This window comes from Kineococcus sp. NBC_00420 (assembly GCF_036021035.1).
GTDB lineage: Bacteria > Actinomycetota > Actinomycetes > Actinomycetales > Kineococcaceae > Kineococcus.
Genome location: NZ_CP107930.1, coordinates 4,985,444 through 5,001,707, shown reverse-complemented (window position 1 = coordinate 5,001,707; position 16,264 = coordinate 4,985,444). Strand labels below are relative to the sequence as shown.

The 16,264-nt window shown below is 72.8% G+C and carries 15 protein-coding genes; 7 read left to right on the top strand and 8 right to left on the bottom strand.

The annotated features are described in order from the left end of the window. Positions 1–15: 15 nt before the first annotated feature. Both OG218_RS24410 and OG218_RS24405 read right to left on the bottom strand, forming a co-directional pair. Positions 16–870: a DUF881 domain-containing protein gene (locus tag OG218_RS24410; protein WP_328295811.1), complete on the bottom strand. Its 855-nt coding sequence runs from the start codon at positions 868–870 to the stop codon at positions 16–18. Further along, complete coding sequence (locus OG218_RS24405; protein ID WP_328295810.1) at positions 867–1,451, bottom strand: CDP-alcohol phosphatidyltransferase family protein; 585 nt, start codon at positions 1,449–1,451, stop codon at positions 867–869. Before OG218_RS24405 ends, OG218_RS24410 begins: the two co-directional genes overlap by 4 nt. A gap of 230 nt (positions 1,452–1,681) precedes the next feature. Here OG218_RS24405 and OG218_RS24400 point away from each other — a divergent pair, with 230 nt between their 5' ends. Next, positions 1,682–2,437 carry an SDR family NAD(P)-dependent oxidoreductase gene (locus tag OG218_RS24400; protein ID WP_328295809.1) on the top strand — a complete coding sequence of 252 codons (756 nt, stop codon included), beginning with the start codon at positions 1,682–1,684 and terminating at the stop codon, positions 2,435–2,437. Positions 2,438–2,517: 80 nt separating this feature from the next. Here OG218_RS24400 and hrpA read toward each other — a convergent pair whose 3' ends face one another. After that, positions 2,518–6,669, bottom strand: coding sequence for an ATP-dependent RNA helicase HrpA (gene hrpA / locus OG218_RS24395; protein WP_328295808.1), 4,152 nt, complete (start codon positions 6,667–6,669; stop codon positions 2,518–2,520). Between the two features lie 175 nt (positions 6,670–6,844). Here hrpA and OG218_RS24390 point away from each other — a divergent pair, with 175 nt between their 5' ends. The 5 genes from OG218_RS24390 (at position 6,845) to OG218_RS24370 (ending at position 10,535) form a co-directional block, all read left to right on the top strand. Next, positions 6,845–7,459 carry a hypothetical protein gene (locus OG218_RS24390; protein ID WP_328295807.1) on the top strand — a complete coding sequence of 205 codons (615 nt, stop codon included), beginning with the start codon at positions 6,845–6,847 and terminating at the stop codon, positions 7,457–7,459. A 129-nt stretch (positions 7,460–7,588) separates the two neighbouring features. Further along, on the top strand, positions 7,589–8,434 hold the full coding sequence (locus tag OG218_RS24385; protein ID WP_328295806.1) for a DUF4397 domain-containing protein: 846 nt from the start codon (positions 7,589–7,591) through the stop codon (positions 8,432–8,434). Continuing rightward, positions 8,415–9,101 (top strand): class F sortase, encoded by a 687-nt coding sequence (locus OG218_RS24380; RefSeq protein WP_328295805.1) that lies wholly within the window; start codon positions 8,415–8,417, stop codon positions 9,099–9,101. Before OG218_RS24385 ends, OG218_RS24380 begins: the two co-directional genes overlap by 20 nt. 50 nt (positions 9,102–9,151) lie before the next feature. Then, a complete protein-coding gene (locus OG218_RS24375) occupies positions 9,152–9,754 on the top strand; it encodes an RNA polymerase sigma factor (RefSeq protein WP_328295804.1) in 603 nt (200 codons plus the stop codon). Beyond that, positions 9,741–10,535 carry an anti-sigma factor gene (locus OG218_RS24370; RefSeq protein WP_328295803.1) on the top strand — a complete coding sequence of 265 codons (795 nt, stop codon included), beginning with the start codon at positions 9,741–9,743 and terminating at the stop codon, positions 10,533–10,535. The genes OG218_RS24375 and OG218_RS24370 overlap by 14 nt, the downstream gene beginning before the upstream one ends. Here OG218_RS24370 and OG218_RS24365 read toward each other — a convergent pair. Genes OG218_RS24365 through OG218_RS24345 form a run of 5 tightly spaced genes read right to left on the bottom strand, consistent with a single transcriptional unit; the run spans position 10,525 to position 14,972 of the window. After that, complete coding sequence (locus tag OG218_RS24365) at positions 10,525–11,160, bottom strand: cysteine hydrolase family protein (protein ID WP_328295802.1); 636 nt, start codon at positions 11,158–11,160, stop codon at positions 10,525–10,527. The genes OG218_RS24370 and OG218_RS24365 overlap by 11 nt on opposite strands. Further along, entirely contained in the window at positions 11,157–12,221 is a 1,065-nt protein-coding gene (locus OG218_RS24360; RefSeq protein WP_328295801.1) for an LLM class flavin-dependent oxidoreductase, read from the bottom strand. Before OG218_RS24360 ends, OG218_RS24365 begins: the two co-directional genes overlap by 4 nt. Next, the gene (locus OG218_RS24355) at positions 12,218–13,315 is read right to left on the bottom strand and encodes an ABC transporter substrate-binding protein (RefSeq protein WP_328295800.1); all 1,098 of its coding nucleotides are present in this window, start codon (positions 13,313–13,315) and stop codon (positions 12,218–12,220) included. The genes OG218_RS24360 and OG218_RS24355 overlap by 4 nt, the downstream gene beginning before the upstream one ends. A gap of 20 nt (positions 13,316–13,335) precedes the next feature. Further along, the gene (locus OG218_RS24350; protein WP_328295799.1) at positions 13,336–14,097 is read right to left on the bottom strand and encodes an ABC transporter permease; all 762 of its coding nucleotides are present in this window, start codon (positions 14,095–14,097) and stop codon (positions 13,336–13,338) included. Beyond that, the gene (locus OG218_RS24345) at positions 14,094–14,972 is read right to left on the bottom strand and encodes an ABC transporter ATP-binding protein (protein WP_328295798.1); all 879 of its coding nucleotides are present in this window, start codon (positions 14,970–14,972) and stop codon (positions 14,094–14,096) included. Before OG218_RS24345 ends, OG218_RS24350 begins: the two co-directional genes overlap by 4 nt. A 127-nt stretch (positions 14,973–15,099) precedes the next feature. On the opposite strand from OG218_RS24345, the gene OG218_RS24340 reads away from it, so the two are divergent. After that, positions 15,100–16,251: a glycerol dehydrogenase gene (locus OG218_RS24340; protein ID WP_328295797.1), complete on the top strand. Its 1,152-nt coding sequence runs from the start codon at positions 15,100–15,102 to the stop codon at positions 16,249–16,251. Positions 16,252–16,264 lie beyond the last annotated feature (13 nt).

Sequence of the window (16,264 nt, the reverse complement as noted above, 5' to 3'; positions counted from 1 at the left end):
GGGGTCCCGGCGAGGTCACGGCACGGAGGGGTGGGCCAGGCGCAGGTCGAGGCGGGGGGCGGCGGGCAACGTCATCGGGTCGTCGCCGGAGCGGGTGTCGACGCCGGCGGAGATGCCGTAGTTGTCGCGCAGCACCTGCAGGTAGCGACCCGCGACGGACGTCGCCAGGCCGGTCTGCAGGGCCGTGGGGTCGCCGATGGCGGAGATCGTGTACGGCGGGGTCAACGGGCGGTAGTCGACGAGGACGGCCTCCCCCGCCGCGCGGATCGAGGACAGCGAACTCAGTCGCTGCCCGTTGATCGCGACGGCCTCGGCGCCGTTCTGCCACAACCCGTTGACGACGATCTGGACGTCGCGGTCCACGACCCGTCCCGAGGTCGTGGTGGAGCCGGAGTCGTCGCCGCGCGCGTCGTCGAGCACGACCTGCAGCCCCGGGCCGGTGACGGCGGTCGCGGCGGCGGCCACGGCGAGTCCGCCGGCCTGGGCGTCGGCGGAGGCGGCGGGTGCCCCGCCCAGCCGCGCGGCGAGCGCGGCGTTGTCGGTCTGGGCGCGGGCGACCTGCGCGGTGAGCCGGTCGGAACGCCCGGTGCTGTCGTCGATCCGCTGCAGGAGCGCCTGCCGGCCGCGGTCGGCCGCGGGTTCGGCCGCGGCGGCGCGCACCCCGGCGACGGCCAGCAGCCCACCGATCACCAGCAGCGCGAGCCAGGTCAGGCCTCGCCCCGAGCGACTGCGCTCCTCCCCCGTCTCCGCGCGACGTCGGGCGGCCGCGGCGTAGCCGGGGTCCAGGGGGCGGGTCATGACCTCGGTGAGCAGCGCCGTGCTGGCCGCGGGGTCGCGCGGCACCTGCGGCCGGGCGCTGCGGGGACTCACCGGCGTTGCGCGCGCCACAACCCGACGACCTGGGAGACGTAGAGGATCCCCGACCACCAGTACAACCCGGTGCCCCACAGCGCGAAGGCCCAGCCGAGCGCGCCGGCGTACGTCGACAGCGTCGGCGAGACCTCGCCGAGGAGGAGGAGCGGGAAGGCGTAGAGCAGGCAGAACGTGCCGGCCTTGCCGAGGAAGTGGACGGGCAGGGCGCTGTGACCGAGCTTCGCCAGGAACGGCAGGGTCACGATCATCGTGACGTCGCGGGCGACGAGCACGACGACCAGCCACCACGGGATCAGGCCGCGGTAGGCCAGTCCGAACAACGTGGTGAGGATGTAGAGCCGGTCGGCGAAGGGGTCCAGGACCTGCCCGAGGCGGGTGACCTGGTTCCAGCGTCGGGCCAGGTTCCCGTCGAGGTAGTCGCTGGCCCCGCTGACCGCGAGCACGAGCAGCGCCCAGCCGTCCTGACCGTTGGTGATGAGGACACCGAAGACGGGGACCAGGAGCAGTCGCAGGAAGCTGAGCGCGTTGGGGACGGTGAGGACGCGCGTGCTGACGACCTGCTCGCTCGCCGTCGCCACCTCTGCCACCCCGTCCCGCGCTGTCGTCCCGTACGCGCACGCGCACCGGGAGGGCAGCCTACGTGGCCGGGCCCCTCCCCTCCGTCACGAGCCGGACGGGCACCCGCGTGAGCGAGGTCGCGCCCGTTCGGCCCCACGGTGACCCCGGGCCTGGCCCGGGTCGTTCGCCGGGCGTACTGTCGTCACGTTGTCCGACACATGTAGCACAAGGTGATCTGAGGAGATCGAGCATGGCCACCTACGACCTGAGCAACCGTTCCGCCATCGTCACCGGCGGGGGTTCCGGCATCGGTCGCGCCGTCGCGCTGGAACTGGCGAGGAACGGCGCCTCCGTCCTCGTCGCCGACCTCGTCGAGGCGTCGGCCGACGGGGTCGTCGCCGAGATCGCCGAGGCCGGCGGGACCGCCCGGGCCTTCGTCGGCAACGTCGCCGACTTCGACACCAACGTGGCGATGGTCGCCGCCGCCGGCGAACTCGCCCCCCTGAAGGTCGCCGTCAACAACGCCGGCATCGGCGGCGAGGCCGCGCCGGTCGCGGAGTACTCCCTCGACTCCTGGCACAAGGTGATGAACGTCAACCTCAACGCGGTGTTCTACGCCCTCAAGGCGCAGATCCCCGCCATGCTCGCCGCGGGCGGTGGCTCGATCGTCAACATGGCCTCCGTGCTCGGCAGCGTCGGCATCCAGGGCTCCAGCGCCTACGTCACCACCAAGCACGCCGTCATCGGCCTGACCAAGAACGCCGCGCTGGAGTACTCCGGGCAGGGTGTCCGCGTCAACGCCGTCGGTCCGGGTTTCATCCAGACCCCGCTGATCGACGCGAACCTCTCCGCCGAGGCGAAGGCGGGACTCGCCGCCCAGCACGCCACGGGCCGCCTCGGCACCCCCGAGGAGGTCGCGGCCCTGACCGCCTTCCTGGCCAGCGACGCCGCGAGCTTCGTGACCGGTTCCTACCACCTCGTCGACGGTGGCTACGCCGCCCACTGACCCACCCCACCCCACCCACTTCTGGGGGACTTTCCACCCTTTCCGGGCCCGGGAAGGGTGGAAAGTTCCCCAGGAGTCGGTCAGGGGAGGTCGGCGAGGGCCTTCAGCACCCGCTCGTCGCTGACCGGGTGGGCCGTCGGGACACCCGGGGCGAACTTCTGCAGGCGCAGTTCCTCCAGCGTCCAGCGGATCCGCGCCAGGTCCGGCGGCACCGGGGACCCCGCACGTCGCACCCGCTTCAGGTACTCCTCGCGGACCCGGGCGAACTCCGCCATCCGCACCCGGTCGCGCTGGGGGTTCTCCGGCATCGTCGCCAGCCGGCGGTCGATCCCCTGCAGGTAGCGCAGCAGGTCCGGCAACCGGTCCACCCCGGTGTCGGTGACGAAACCCGCGTGGACGAGTCCGGTGAACTGCTCTCGGACGTCGGCCAGCGAGGGCACGAGGACGAGGCTGCTGGTGCGGGAGATGTTCTTCTCCACCGCGGCCGCGGTGCGCAGGACGCGCAGGCTGCGCTCCACGGCGCTCACGGTCAGGTCCACGAAGCGCCCCGCCACCCGGACCCGCAGCTCCTCGAAACCGGCTGCGGTGCGGACCGATCCGCCGTCCGCCTCGTCGAGCAGCTGCGCCGCGGCGGCCTGGGCGCAGTCGGCCACGACCGCGTTCGCGTCGGCGTGCGGAGCGCGGGCCAGCAGGAGCTTCGCGTCGTTGCCGAGGGAGTTCTGCACGGTGCGCACCGGGGAGGGCAGGGCGAGCGTCAGCAACCGCAGGACCCCCTCGTGGTGGGCGACGGCGGCCTGCACGGAGTTCGGGAACGTCCGCAGCCCGACAGACTCCCCCTCGTCGACGAGCGCCGGGAACGAGGTCACGTCGCTCCCGCGCACGACGCTGGTGTGGGTCAGCGGGACCTCGTCGGGCAGGTCCGCCCACGACGTCGCCCCGGTGCGCTGGACGTCGTCCGCGGCGGCCGTGAGGGTCTCCACGACCTCGGTCTCCAACGAGGCGCGCAGGCGGGCGAAGTCCTTGCCCACCGCCATGGTCGACCCGTCGCCCGCCCGCACGCGGAACGTCGGTCGCAGGTACCCGGGCACCTTGGTCCAGTCCACGTCCTCGGCGTAGATCTCGGTGCCGTCGCCCAACCGCGGCATCTCGGCCTCGAAGGCGGGCCAGAACCGGTCGACGTGCGGGCGGACGTTCTCCAGGAAGCGGGCCGCCTTGTCGGGAGCCGGGGCGAGGTTCTTGCGCAGTTCCTTGGGCAGCGCCCGGATCATCGCCGTGATCAGGTCGTGCCGGAAACCCGGGACCTGCCACAGCAGGTCCCGGTCGTCGAAGCGGTTGACGACCTCGACGGGGACGTCGACGGTCAACCCGTCGGCGGCCGAACCGGGGTCGAAGACGTAGTCGAGGGCGAGTTCAAGGTCGCCCTGGCGCCACACGCGCGGGAACTGCTCCTCGCTGACGGTGTCCTCCACCCGCACCAGCATCGCCGGGTCGAAGGTCAGCAGGTCGGGGTCCGCCCGACGAGCCTCCTTCCACCACGCGTCGAAGTGCCGGCCCGACACGACGTCGGCCGGGATCCGCGCGTCGTAGAACTCGAACAAGACCTCGTCGTCGACGACGATGTCGCGCCGCCGCGCGCGGTGCTCCAGTTCCTCGGCCTCGTCGAGCAGTTCCCGGTTGCGCCGGAAGAACTCGTGACGGGTCTCGAAGTCGCCCTCCACCAGGGCGGCGCGGATGAAGAGGTCGCGCGAGAGTTCCGCGTCGATCCCGCCGTAGGCGACCTTGCGGCCCACCACGATGGGGACGCCGTAGAGCGTGACGCGTTCGGTCGCGACGACGGCCGCCCGGCTGCGCGACCACCGCGGTTCGGAGTAGACGCGGCGCACCACGTGCTCCGCCAGTGGTTCGATCCAGCGCGGGTCGATCGAGGCGACGACGCGGGCCCAGAGCCGCGACGTCTCGACGAGTTCCCCCGCGACGACCCAGTCCGGGCTGCGTCGGCCCAGCGAGGAACCGGGCGAGACCGCGAACTTCGCCCCGCGGGCACCGTTGTACTCGACCTGCTGGCGCGCGGGCCGGGAGTCGCGACGGCCCTTGCCGGCGCTCGAGGTGTCCTCGCGCACGTCCTTGGAGCCGATGTTGCCCAGCAACCCGGCCAGCAGTGAGCGGTGCACCGCGTCGGCGTCGTAGCCGGGGTCGGGGAACAGCTGGTCGTCGTCGAGTTCGGCGGGTTCCCGCGTCTCGACGGAGAACTTCAGGTCCCGGGCCACGCGGCGCAGCTGGGAGTAGGTGTCCTGCCACTCCCGGATGCGCAGGAAGTGCAGCATCTCGGCCTTCACCCGGCGGCGGAACGCCGAGGACGACAGGTCGCGCTGCAGGTGCTGCAGGTAGGACCACAGGTTCAGGTACGTGAGGAAGTCGGACTGCTCGTGACGGAACCGGGCGTGCAGCTGCGCGGCCTGTTCGCGCTTCTCCAGGGGGCGCTCCCTCGGGTCCTGCACCGAGAGCGCCGCCACGACCACGAGGACGTCCTGCAGGCAGCCGTTGCGCTGGGCCTCCAGGACCATCCGGCCCAGCCGCGGGTCGATGGGCAGCTTGGCCAGGTCCCGGCCCGTGCGGGTCAGCCGCGGCCCGCGGTCACCCGCCCGCGCGGTCTCCAGCGCGCCCAGCTCGGACAGCAGGGCGAGGCCGTCGGTGATGGCCCGCGGTTCCGGGGGCTCGACGAAGGGGAACGCCCCGATGTCCCCGAGACCGAGGGACGTCATCTGCAGGATGACGGCCGCCAGGTTGGTCCGCAGGATCTCGGGGTCGGTGAACTCCGGACGCGACTCGAAGTCGTTCTGGGAGTAGAGCCGGATGCAGATGCCGTCCGCGACACGACCGCAACGGCCGGCGCGTTGGTTGGCCGAGGCCTGCGAGATCCGCTCGATCGGCAACCGCTGCACCTTGGTGCGGTGGCTGTAGCGGGAGATGCGCGCCGTCCCGGCGTCCACCACGTAGCGGATGCCGGGGACCGTGAGCGAGGTCTCGGCCACGTTGGTGGCCAGCACGATCCGGCGGTTGCCGTGGGGCCGGAACACCCGGTGCTGCTCCTCGGCCGAGAGCCGGGCGAAGAGCGGCAGGATCTCGGTCCCGCGGAACTCCCGTTCCTGCACCAGGTCGGACAGGGCGTCCGCGGTGTCGCGGATCTCCCGTTCGCCGGGCAGGAACACGAGGACGTCACCGGGTCCCTCGGCCGCCAGTTCACGGACGGCGTCGAGGATCCCCTCGGTCTGGTCGCGGTCGTCGCCCACGACCTCGTCGCGTTCGTCGAGGGAGTCCCCCTCGTCGTCCTCACCCGAGCCGCCGGCGAGCTCGTCCGCCAGTTCGCTCGCCAGCAGCGGCCGGTAGCGCATCTCGACGGGGTAGGTCCGCCCGGACACCTCGAGGATCGGGGCGCCACCGAAGTGCTGGGAGAACCGTTCCGGGTCGATGGTCGCGGAGGTGATGACGAGTTTCAGCTCGGGCCGGCGCGGCAGCAGCCGCGCCAGGTAGCCGAGCAGGAAGTCGATGGTGAGGCTGCGTTCGTGGGCCTCGTCGATGATGAGCGTGTCGTACTGCAGCAGTTCGGGATCGCGCTGGATCTCGGCGAGCAGGATGCCGTCGGTCATCACCTTGACGAGGCTGTCCTCGCCGACGGTGTCGGTGAAGCGGACGGCGTAGCCCACGCTGGCGCCCAGCTCGGTGCCGAGTTCCTCCGCCACGCGTTCGGCGACGGCCCGGGCCGCGATGCGTCGCGGTTGGGTGTGCCCGATGCGTCCGCGCACACCGCGGCCGATCTCGAGGCAGATCTTCGGCAGCTGGGTCGTCTTGCCCGATCCGGTCTCCCCCGCCACGACGATGACCTGGTGCTCGCGCAGCGCGTCCGCGATGCGGTCCTTCTCCTGGCTGACGGGCAGCTGCTCCGGGTAGTGCAGGGCGGGAACGCTCGCCACCCGGGCTGCCACCCGGCGCTCGGCCGTCGCGGTCTGCTCCTCGAGGCCCGGGAGCTCCTGCTCGAGGTCCACGGGGCGCCGGGCGAGACCGGCGAGTCGACGACGGAGGCGGTCCTCGTCGCGCAGCGAGACCGCACGCAGCCGCTCGGCCAGCGCCGTGGCGCGGGGGTCGTCGGGCAGCGCCCCCGGCGCCGAGCCGGGACGGGAACGGACGGGGTTGCGGGACGCGGGTCGTGAACGCCGCTGGGAGGACCGGGACATGACTCCCCGAGTCTAGGTGGCCCACCCCGACCGCACCCGATCGGAGCAACCGTCACCCTCCGTCGAACATCCGGCGGAGCGAACGGGCGGTTCCGCTGGCGCGCGACTCCCGGATCGCGCGACGCTGCTCGTGGCCGTCACGGGGAGCGACGGTCACTTCACCTGGGGGAACACCATGATCACTTCCGCACGTCCTGCTGCCCGCTTCGCCGTCGGCGCAGCGGCCGCCCTCGCCCTCGGCACCGGTCTGGCCGCGGTGGGGGCCGCGACCAGCGCCGACGCCACCGAGCGCCCGACCCGGACCGCCCACGTGGCCCTGCGGGCGGGACAGGTCGAGAGCCACCTCGTCGTCTCCGGCACCGACCTCTCGGTCCGCAGCGCCCTCGGTCCCTCGAGCGACCGCAGCTACGTCGAGTCCACGATGGAGGGCGAGCTCACGCTGGGCTGCTTCACCGACGGCGCCGTGGTCGCCGGCACCACGGTCCGCGCCGGGTGGGTCCGCATGGGCTCCCTGGACGGCGCGCCCTGGAACAACAGCGGCTACTACGTCGACGCCGTCGCGGAACCGGCGGCGGCCATGGTCTCGGCACCCGTCGTCTTCAAGAACGTCCTGCGCGACCGGGCGGGCGACCTGGCCGACCTCGACTGCGCCGCCGGCAGCGCGCCGGGGTTCTACCGCTACCAGGTCACCTACCTGTCCTCCGCACGTCACGCGTTCGACGGCACGGTGACCGGGACCGACAAGTCCTGGCCGAACACCTCGTACTACTTCGCCGCACCGCTGGTCTGACCCGGGAGCGGGGAACTCCGGGAACCTCCGAGAAACTTCGGGAGAACTGCATCCGTTCTCCTCCCCCGGCGGGAAGAGGGGGTGACGGGCCGCACCGAGCGGCCCGCCGCCCCTCCTGGAGGAGAAACGATGCGCACTGCACGCAGCACCGCCGCCCTCGTCGCCGCCCCGCTCATCGCGCTGTCCGTCCCGGTGGCCGCGCTGGCCACCGCGGGCACGGCGTCGGCGGCCGCGACGAGCGACACCGCGACCGTCTCGATCCTGCACGCGGTTCCCGGCCTCACCGTCGACGTGTACGCCAACGGCAAGGAACTCGTCCCCGGTTTCACCCCTGGAACCCTGACCGACCCGCAGCAGTTGCCTTCCGGCAGCTACGACCTCGCGGTCTACCCCGCCGGCGCCGACCCGGCCGCGACGCAGCCCGCGATCTCGGCGAAGGGCGTCCAGGTCCCCGCCGGGGCGAACGTCACCGTGGTCGCCCACCTCGACGCCGCCGGAACGCCCGCGCTGACGCCGTTCGTCAACGCGCCCGCGGACCTTGCGGCCGGGGAGTCCGAACTCACCGTCCGCCACGTCGCGGCGGCCCCCGCGGTCGACGTCCGGGCCGGCGGGACACCGGTGCTCACCGGTCTCACCAACCCGAACGAGGCCAGCGTCACCGTGCCCGCGGGAACGGTGAGCGCGGACGTCGTCCTGGCGGGAACCGACCAGGTCGCCATCGGCCCGGCGGACCTGACCCTGCCCGAAGGGACGCAGACCATCGTCTACGCCTGGGGTTCCGCCGCGGACGCCAACCTGGCTCTCGCGACCCAGCAGGTGACCGGCGGGGCCGGCGCGCCGTCCGGGGTCCCCTCCGGTTCCGGTGGTCTCGCCGAGAACGGGTGGTCCGGCTGGGTGGTCGGCGCCGGTGCGCTGGCGCTGGTCGGTGCGGGTGCGGCGACCGTCGTCTCGCGGCGTGCGCACGCCACGCGCTGACGCACGGCTGGCCCGGGGCGCCGCGCTCGTCGCGGTCGTCCTGGCCGTCGCGGGGGTCTTCCTCGTCGCGGGGTGGTGGTCCTCCCGTCCGGCCGCGGGGTTCGGTGCGCCGTTGCCGGCCGTCCCCGCGGCGAGCCCCGTCCCGGTCCCGACGCCGGTCACGAGCCCGGTGCCGACCGGGCCGGCCGCGGTCGGCCGCCGGGACGCCGCCCCCTCGGCTCCGGCCCCGACGCCCGTCCCGGTGCGCCTGGAGATCCCCGACCTCGGGGTGGACGCACCCGTGGTCCCCGTCGGGGTCGACGCCGACGGGGCGCTGGCCGTCCCCGAGGACCCGCAGCAGGTCGGCTGGTACCGCTGGGGATCCGTCCCCGGGGAGGCCGGGGCGACCGTGCTGGCCGGGCACGTCGACACCCACGCGGACGGGCCGGGGGCCCTCATCGACCTGGCGTCGCTGGAGGCCGGGACGACGGTCCGGGTCACCAGCTCCGACGGCGGGGTCGCGGAGTTCCGGGTCGCCTCGCGCCACTCCTACCTCAAGGCCGACCTGCCCGCGGAGGAGGTGTTCGCCCGGACCGGCGACCCCCGCCTGGAGCTGATCACCTGCGGGGGCGACTTCGACCGCTCCACCCGGTCCTACGCCGAGAACGTCGTCGTGACCGCCCTCTGAGCCGGACCGGTGGACTGGCGCAGCCCGTCGGGGCCCCTACGGTGGTGCCCGTGAGCCCCCGGCCGAGCCCGTCGCCGGCGGCGGACTGGACCGACCCTGCGTCGTGGGACGACGCCGCGGTCGGCCGGGCCGTCGCTGCGGGAGACGAACGCGGGCTGCGCGAGGCGTTCGAGCGGTGGGCCCCGCTCGTCAACGGGCTCGCGCGGCGTCGTCTCGACGAGGCCGACGCGCAGGACGTCGTGCAGAACGTGTTCGTGTCGGCGTGGCGGTCGCGGGAACGCTTCGACCCCTCCGCGGCCTCGTTCCCGGCGTGGCTCGTGGGTATCGCCCGGCACCGCATCGCCGACGCGCTGGCGACCCGCTACCGTCCCGAGGTCGTCACCGACCCGGAGCTGCTGCGCGGCGGCGACAGCACCGTCGTGCTGGAGGCCGCACCGCAGGACGTGGCCACCGACCGCCTCGTCCTGCTCGCGGAGGTCGACGGCCTCGGGGAACCGCAGCGCACCGTCGTCCGGCTCGCGTTCTTCGAGGACCTCACCCAGGTCCAGATCGCCGAACGCACGGGCCTGCCGGTGGGTACCGTGAAGAGCCACCTCCGGCGGTCCCTGCGCCGGTTGCGATCGCGCCTGGAGGACGACAGTGCCGATCGATGAGACGCCCCCGACGGCGGCGGAACACCTCACCGAGGACGTCGTCGTGCTGCTCGCCCTGGGGGAGGAGGTCGCACCGGAGGTGCACGCCCACCTCGAGGCCTGCGCCACCTGTCGCACCGAGGTCGCCGAGATCAGCCGCGTGGTCGGCTCGGCCCGGTCGCAGGAGTCGGTGACCCCCGTCCCGGTCCCGGCCGGGACCTGGGAGGACGTCGCCCGCGAGCTCGGCATCGACCCCGCCGGCTCCGGTGCCCCCACGGCGAGCGCACCGGTCGTCGTCCCCCTGCGCCGGGCGGACACCCCGCGTCCGCTCCGCCGGCCGCGGTGGGTGCCGGTGGCCGCGGCCGCCCTCGTCGGCCTGGGCGTCGGTGCGCTGGGGACGAGGGCGCTCTCCGGCCCGGCGGAACCCACGACCGCGGCGCCCGCGCAGGCCGTCGTGTCCACCGCCGCGCTGGAACCGCTGGCCGGGTCCGGCAGCGGCAGCGCCGACGTCACCGAGGCCGGCGGGAGCCGACGTCTGGAACTGCGGATCTCCGGGGTGGCGGCGGTGCCCGACGGTTTCCTCGAGGCGTGGCTGCTCGACGCCGACGGGGGCCTGGTGCCGTTGGGCTTCCTCAGCCCGGACCCGGGCGCCGGGGCGGGCATGGCCATGTCGGTGACGCTGCCCGCCGACCTGGACCTCGGCCGTTTCGACGTCGTCGACGTCTCCCGGGAACCCCTCGACGGGAACCCCGGTCACTCCTCCGACAGCGTCCTGCGGGGGACGTTGACCGTCAGGGCGTGAGCAGCAGGTCCTCGATCTCGGCGAGGTCCACGACCACCGCGCTGTGCTCGGCCAGCACCCGCAGGGCCGCGTCGTGGGTGGCCCGGTCGTGGGAGGCGGTGGCGTCGGCCACCACGAGGGTCCGGAAACCGTGGGTGAAGGCGGACCCGGCCGTCTCCAGGACGCAGCAGTCGCCGGTGAGCCCGGTGACCGCGACCCACCCGGTCCCCCACCCGTGCAACGTCTCCGCCAACCCGGTCCCGGCGAAACCGTCGTAGGTCCGCTTGTCGAGGACGAGTTCTTCGTCGAGGGGTTCCACGGCGTACCACTCGATGCCGGCGGTGCCCTCGACGCAGGGTTCCCACTCGGTCGGCCACGGGTCGTCCGGGGCCCGACCGCGGAACCAGTTCGACGCCGGCCACGGGTTGTCCGGCGGGACCCGCAGCCGCAGCCAGACGACGGCCGTCCCCCCGGCCCGGGCCAGGTCGATCGCGGCCCGGACCCCCAGCACCGCGGCGGCGACGTCGGCGCGGGCGGTCTCGGACAGGTGGGCCAGGACCTCCGGATCGGCGAAGGAGCGCTGTACGTCGACGACCAGCAGCGCCCCTGGGAGGTCGCGCAGGAGTTCCAGCCGCGGGTCGCTCACGCCCCTGCCCGCAACGCGGGCAGCACCTGCTCGCCGAACGCGGCCAGGTCCGGCAGGTAGTCGGGGAAGATGAGCATCATGCCGTCGAGGCCGGTCTCCCCCACCACCTCCTGGATCTGGCGCACGACGGAGTCCGGACCACCCACGACGACGGCGGTCTGGAACGCCTCGTGCGCCTCGTCCCCGGCCGTCATGGACATCGCACGTTCCAGCGGCAGACCCCAGGACAGCTTCATGTTCGTGATGGCCTCGGCGTCGTACCCGCGCCCGTACTCGCGGAACCGCGCCTGCGCGGCCGCGTCGGTCTCGGCCAGCACGACGGTGAGCATGGCGTAGGTCTTGATCGAGCGACCCCGCAGCGCGGCCATCGCCTTGACGTCGCGGCTGGCCGCCCGCAAGCCCGGCAGGTCCTCGGCGGTGAGGAAGGACCCGTCGCAGTGGGCCGCCTGGAACCGCATCCCGGCCGCCGAACGGCCGGCCGCGATGAGCGTCGGCCGCTGGGCGGGGTGGGGGCGGGACTGGCAGTCGTCGAGGGTGAAGAACTCCCCGCGGGCGGTGACGGAGTCCTCCGTCCACAACCGTTCGACGAGGTCGATCCACTCCTCGGTGTAGCGGTAGCGGTCGTCGTGGCTGAAGTCCGCGCGCCACTGCCCCATCTGGGAGAACTCGTGCTCGTAGGCGCCCACGACGACGTTCATGCCGCAGCGCCCGCCGGAGACCTGGTCGAGGGTGGCGAACATCTTCGCCACCAGCGCGGGGTGGAACAGGTTGGTGTGGACGGTCGCCCAGACCTTCACCCGGTGCGTGGCCTCGGCCAGCGCCGACATCATCGTCATCGACTCCAGGGTCTCGCCCCAGTGGTCGGTCCGACCGCCGTAACCTCGCCACTTCGCCATCGACATCACGAAGTCGAGGCCGATGCGTTCCGCCGCCAGCGCGGCCTCGCGGTTGTGCTCGTAGGTCGCCTGCGGGTGCGGCGCCGTGTCGGACATGATCCAGCCCCCGTTGCCGATGGGCAGGAAGATGCCGAACTCCGTCGGCGCCGTCGTGGGGGCGTTCACGGTGCGGGCCAGACGAGCTGACCGTCGGCGTAGAGCGAGGTCACGAGGTCGGGCACGACGAGGGTGCTCAGGTCCGGCACCGCGGGGATCTGACCCATCCGCACGAGGAAGTCCCCCTCGGTCCGGACGGCGGTGTCGTCGATCTGACCAAGCACCTGGCCCTGCGGCAACGAGTCGTCGACGAGCTTGGACTCCGTCTGCCACACCTGGACGTTGTGGTCGGTGTCGTAACCGGCCTGGGAGAGTTCCGCGGCGTCGGCGACGCACTCGCCGGCGTCGTCCTCGCAGTAGGCGTAGGCCTTGAGCTGGGCCCGCAGGAAGTCCTCGACGGCGCTGCGGTGGTCCTTCAGGAACGCCGGGTTGACGATGGTCGTCGCGATGGAGCCGGGAACCCCGTAGTCCTCGGGGTTCCAGAGCTTCACCTTCTCCCCCTTGGCCTGCAGGGTCAGCGGTTCGTTGGACTTGTAACCGGTCAGCGACTGGACCTGTCCGCGGACCAGCACCGTCGGGTCGTAGCCGACCTCGACCTGGGTGATCTTCGAGACGTCGACGCCCGCGGCGCGCAGCATGGCCTCGATGGTGACCGGCAACGCGCCCTTCTGTCCCAGCGTCGTGCCCTCGAGCTGCTTGAGGTCGGTGATGTCGGGTTCGGTCATGAGCGTCGCCACCGGGACGTGGCCGAACATCGCCACGGCCTGCACGTCGACGCCGTTGGCGACGTTCACCAGGACGTCGCCGTTGCCGGCGATGGAGGAGATCTGCGCCGTGCCGGCCGCGACGAGCTGGGCGTTCTGCGCGGTCTCACCGGTGCCCGGCTGGATCTCGACGTCGAGGCAGAGGGCGTCGAAGTAGCCCAGCGCCTTCGCCGCGATGGGATCGAGGATGCCGGCCGAGGCCTGGTACTGGAAACCCGTGATGTAGGTGATCTTCCCCGCGGCCTCGTTCTCCTTGCACCGTTCCGCCGAGACCGCGGAACCCTTGGTCGCCGAGGGGGTGGAGACACCGTCGACGGCGCCGTCGTCGGAACCTCCGCAGCCGGCGAGCAGCAGGGCGGCGATCGCGCCGACGGCGAGCGGGGTGCGGGGACGGCTCACAGGGGGTCTCCTCGGTGTTCTCAGCGGGACTGCGACTCGTGCCAGGCCAGGGCACGACGTTCGACGGTGGTGACGAGCAGCAACAACAGCGAACCCATCGCGGCGAGACAGGCGATGGCGGCGAACACCCGGTCCAGCTGCGAGTTCGAACTCGCGACGCTGATGAGCGTGCCCAACCCGGACTTCGCCCCCGCGGCGGAGAACTCCGCGACGATGGCCCCCACCAGCGAGAGCGGGAACACCACCCGCAGGGCGGAGAACAGGTACGGCAACGCGCTGGGGAAGCGCAACCGGACCAGGACGTCGAGGCGGGACGCGTTCACCGTCCGGAAGACCTGGAGCACGTGCCGGTCGACCGAGCGCAACCCCGTGACGGTGTTCATCAGGACGGGGAAGAACGTGATGAGACCGGTCACGATGTACTTGGGGGTCATGCCGAACCCGAACGCGACGACGAGCGCCGGGGCGATCGCGACGACGGGGGTGACGCTGAGGATCACCGCCAACGGCATCGACGCCCGCCAGAGGATCCGCGACTCGGCCACCAGCACGGCGAGCACGACCGCCCCGACGGTGCCGAACACCAGGCCGACCAGGGCCTCCTGCAACGTCGTTCCCGCGTTGCTCAGGTAGAGGTTCGGGTCCTCGCGGAACTGCTGACCCACGCTCGACAACGTCGGCAGGACGTAGGGGTTGTCCTGCGCGACCCAGCTCCAGAGCAGCGCGACGACGACCAGCGCCAGCACCGTCGGGAGCCAGAACCGGGGGTGCAGGATCCTCACGCGACGTCCTGCGAGGGGTCGAGGGGGTTCCACGCGGTCTCGAGGACCTGGCGGATCCGGTGCTCGTGCTCGTGCATGCCCGCGGAGTCCAGCAACCCGTGGTGGCGGGGCCGGTCCAGCCCGATCTCGACGACGCCCGCGATGCGCCCCGGCCGGGCGGCCATCACGACGACGGTGTCGGAGAGCAGGACGGCTTCGGCGATGGAGTGGGTGACGAAGACGACCGTCGTCCGCAGTTCCTGCCACACGTCGAGCAGTTGCAGCTGGGCGGCCTCGCGGGTGAACTCGTCGAGGGCCGAGAACGGTTCGTCCATGAGCAGGACGTCGGGCTGGAGGGCGAAGGCGCGGGCGATGGCCGTCCGCTGCTGCATGCCCCCCGAGAGCGCGCGGGGTTTGCGGTGCAGGACGTCACCGAGGCCGAGGCGGGTGAGCAGGGCCACCGGGTCGGAGGCCAGTCCGGGCGCACCGGGAGTGCTGGGCGTGCTGCGGCGACGGCGTGCCGTGCCCGCGCGGTTCACCTTGTCCAGGACCTGGACGTTGCCGAGGACGTCGAGCCACGGCAGCAGCGCGGGGACCTGCGGGACGAAACCGATCATCTTGTCCGCCCCCGCCTCGGCGGCGCTGCGCCCGCAGATCCGGACCGACCCGCCGTCGGGCTGCTCGAGGCCGGCGATCATCCGCAGCAGCGTCGACTTCCCGCAGCCGGAGGGGCCGATGACGCTGACGAAGCGTCCCCGCGGCACCTGCAGGGCGACGTGGTCGAGGGCGTGGACGACACCCTCGCGGGTCGGGTACGTCTTGCAGGCGTCCTGGACCTCCACGAAGGGCGGCAGCTCTGCCGTGGCGGAGGCCTCGGACGGCTGCTCGCAGAACATGGGGTGACCCTACTCACGAGCCGGGCCGCGCCCGACGGCGAACCCCCCGGATGGTTGAAGCTTGGAGGAGGTCTAGGCTCCTTCACGAACGAAACATCCACGAAGGACGATCGTCGAAGGAGTCGGCATGCCTGCCGAGACCACCATCCGCACCGTCATGAGCCCCGGTCGCTACGTCCAGGGCCCGGGAGCCCTCACCAAGGTCGGCGAGTACCTCGCCGCCGTCGGCGAGAACCCGGTCCTCGTCGCCGACGACGTCGTCTGGGGCTTCGTCGGACACGACGTCGAGGCGTCGCTGCGCAGCGCCGGGCTGCCCGTGCACCGCGACGTGTTCTCCGGCCTCGCCACGGTCGGGACCATCGACCGCCTCGTCCAGGTCGTGGCGGACACCGGGGCGGACGTCCTCGTCGGCCTCGGCGGCGGTTCCACCATCGACGCCGTGAAGTCCGCCGGCCACCTCGCCGGGATCCGCTGGGCCAGCGTGCCCACCGTCGCCTCGACCGACGCCCCCACCTCGGCGCTGGCCGTCGTCTACACCGACGAGGGCGCCTTCCTGGAGTACCGCTTCTTCCCGCGCAACCCCGACCTCGTCCTCATCGACTCCCAGGTCGTCGCCAACGCCCCCGTGAAGCTGCTCGCCGCCGGCGTGGGCGACGCGCTCGCGACGTGGCTCGAGGCCCGCGCGACCGCGAAGTCCGGGTCGGCGACGATGGCCGGCGGACTGCCCACCCAGGCCGGCACCGCGCTCGCCCGGTTGTCGTGGGACATCCTGTGGGAGAACGCCCTCCCCGCCCTCGACGCCGTGCGCGACCACCTCGTCACCCCGGCCGTGGAGAAGGTCATCGAGGCCAACACGCTGCTCTCGGGCCTCGGCTTCGAGTCCGGCGGTCTCGCCGCGGCGCACGCCATCCACAACGGCCTGACCGCCGCCCCGCAGGCGCACGGCCTCGCGCACGGGCAGAAGGTCAACATCGGGTCGCTGGCCCAGCTCGTCCTCGAGGGTGCGCCCACGTCCGAGATCCGTGACTTCGTCGAGTTCACGACCCGGGTCGGTCTGCCGAACACGCTCACCGAGATCGGGCTCGGCGTCGACGACGTCGACACCCTCACCGCGGTCGCGCAGGCCGCGACGGTCCCGAGCGAGACCATCCACTCGATGCCGTTCGCGGTGCGTCCCGCCGACGTCGTCTCGGCCCTGCGTTCGATCGAGGGTTTCGCGACGCGGGTCCGCGCCGAGGCCGGCCTGCCCGCGCCGGTGAAGTACGTCGCCGGGCACTGAGAATCCCCGGCAG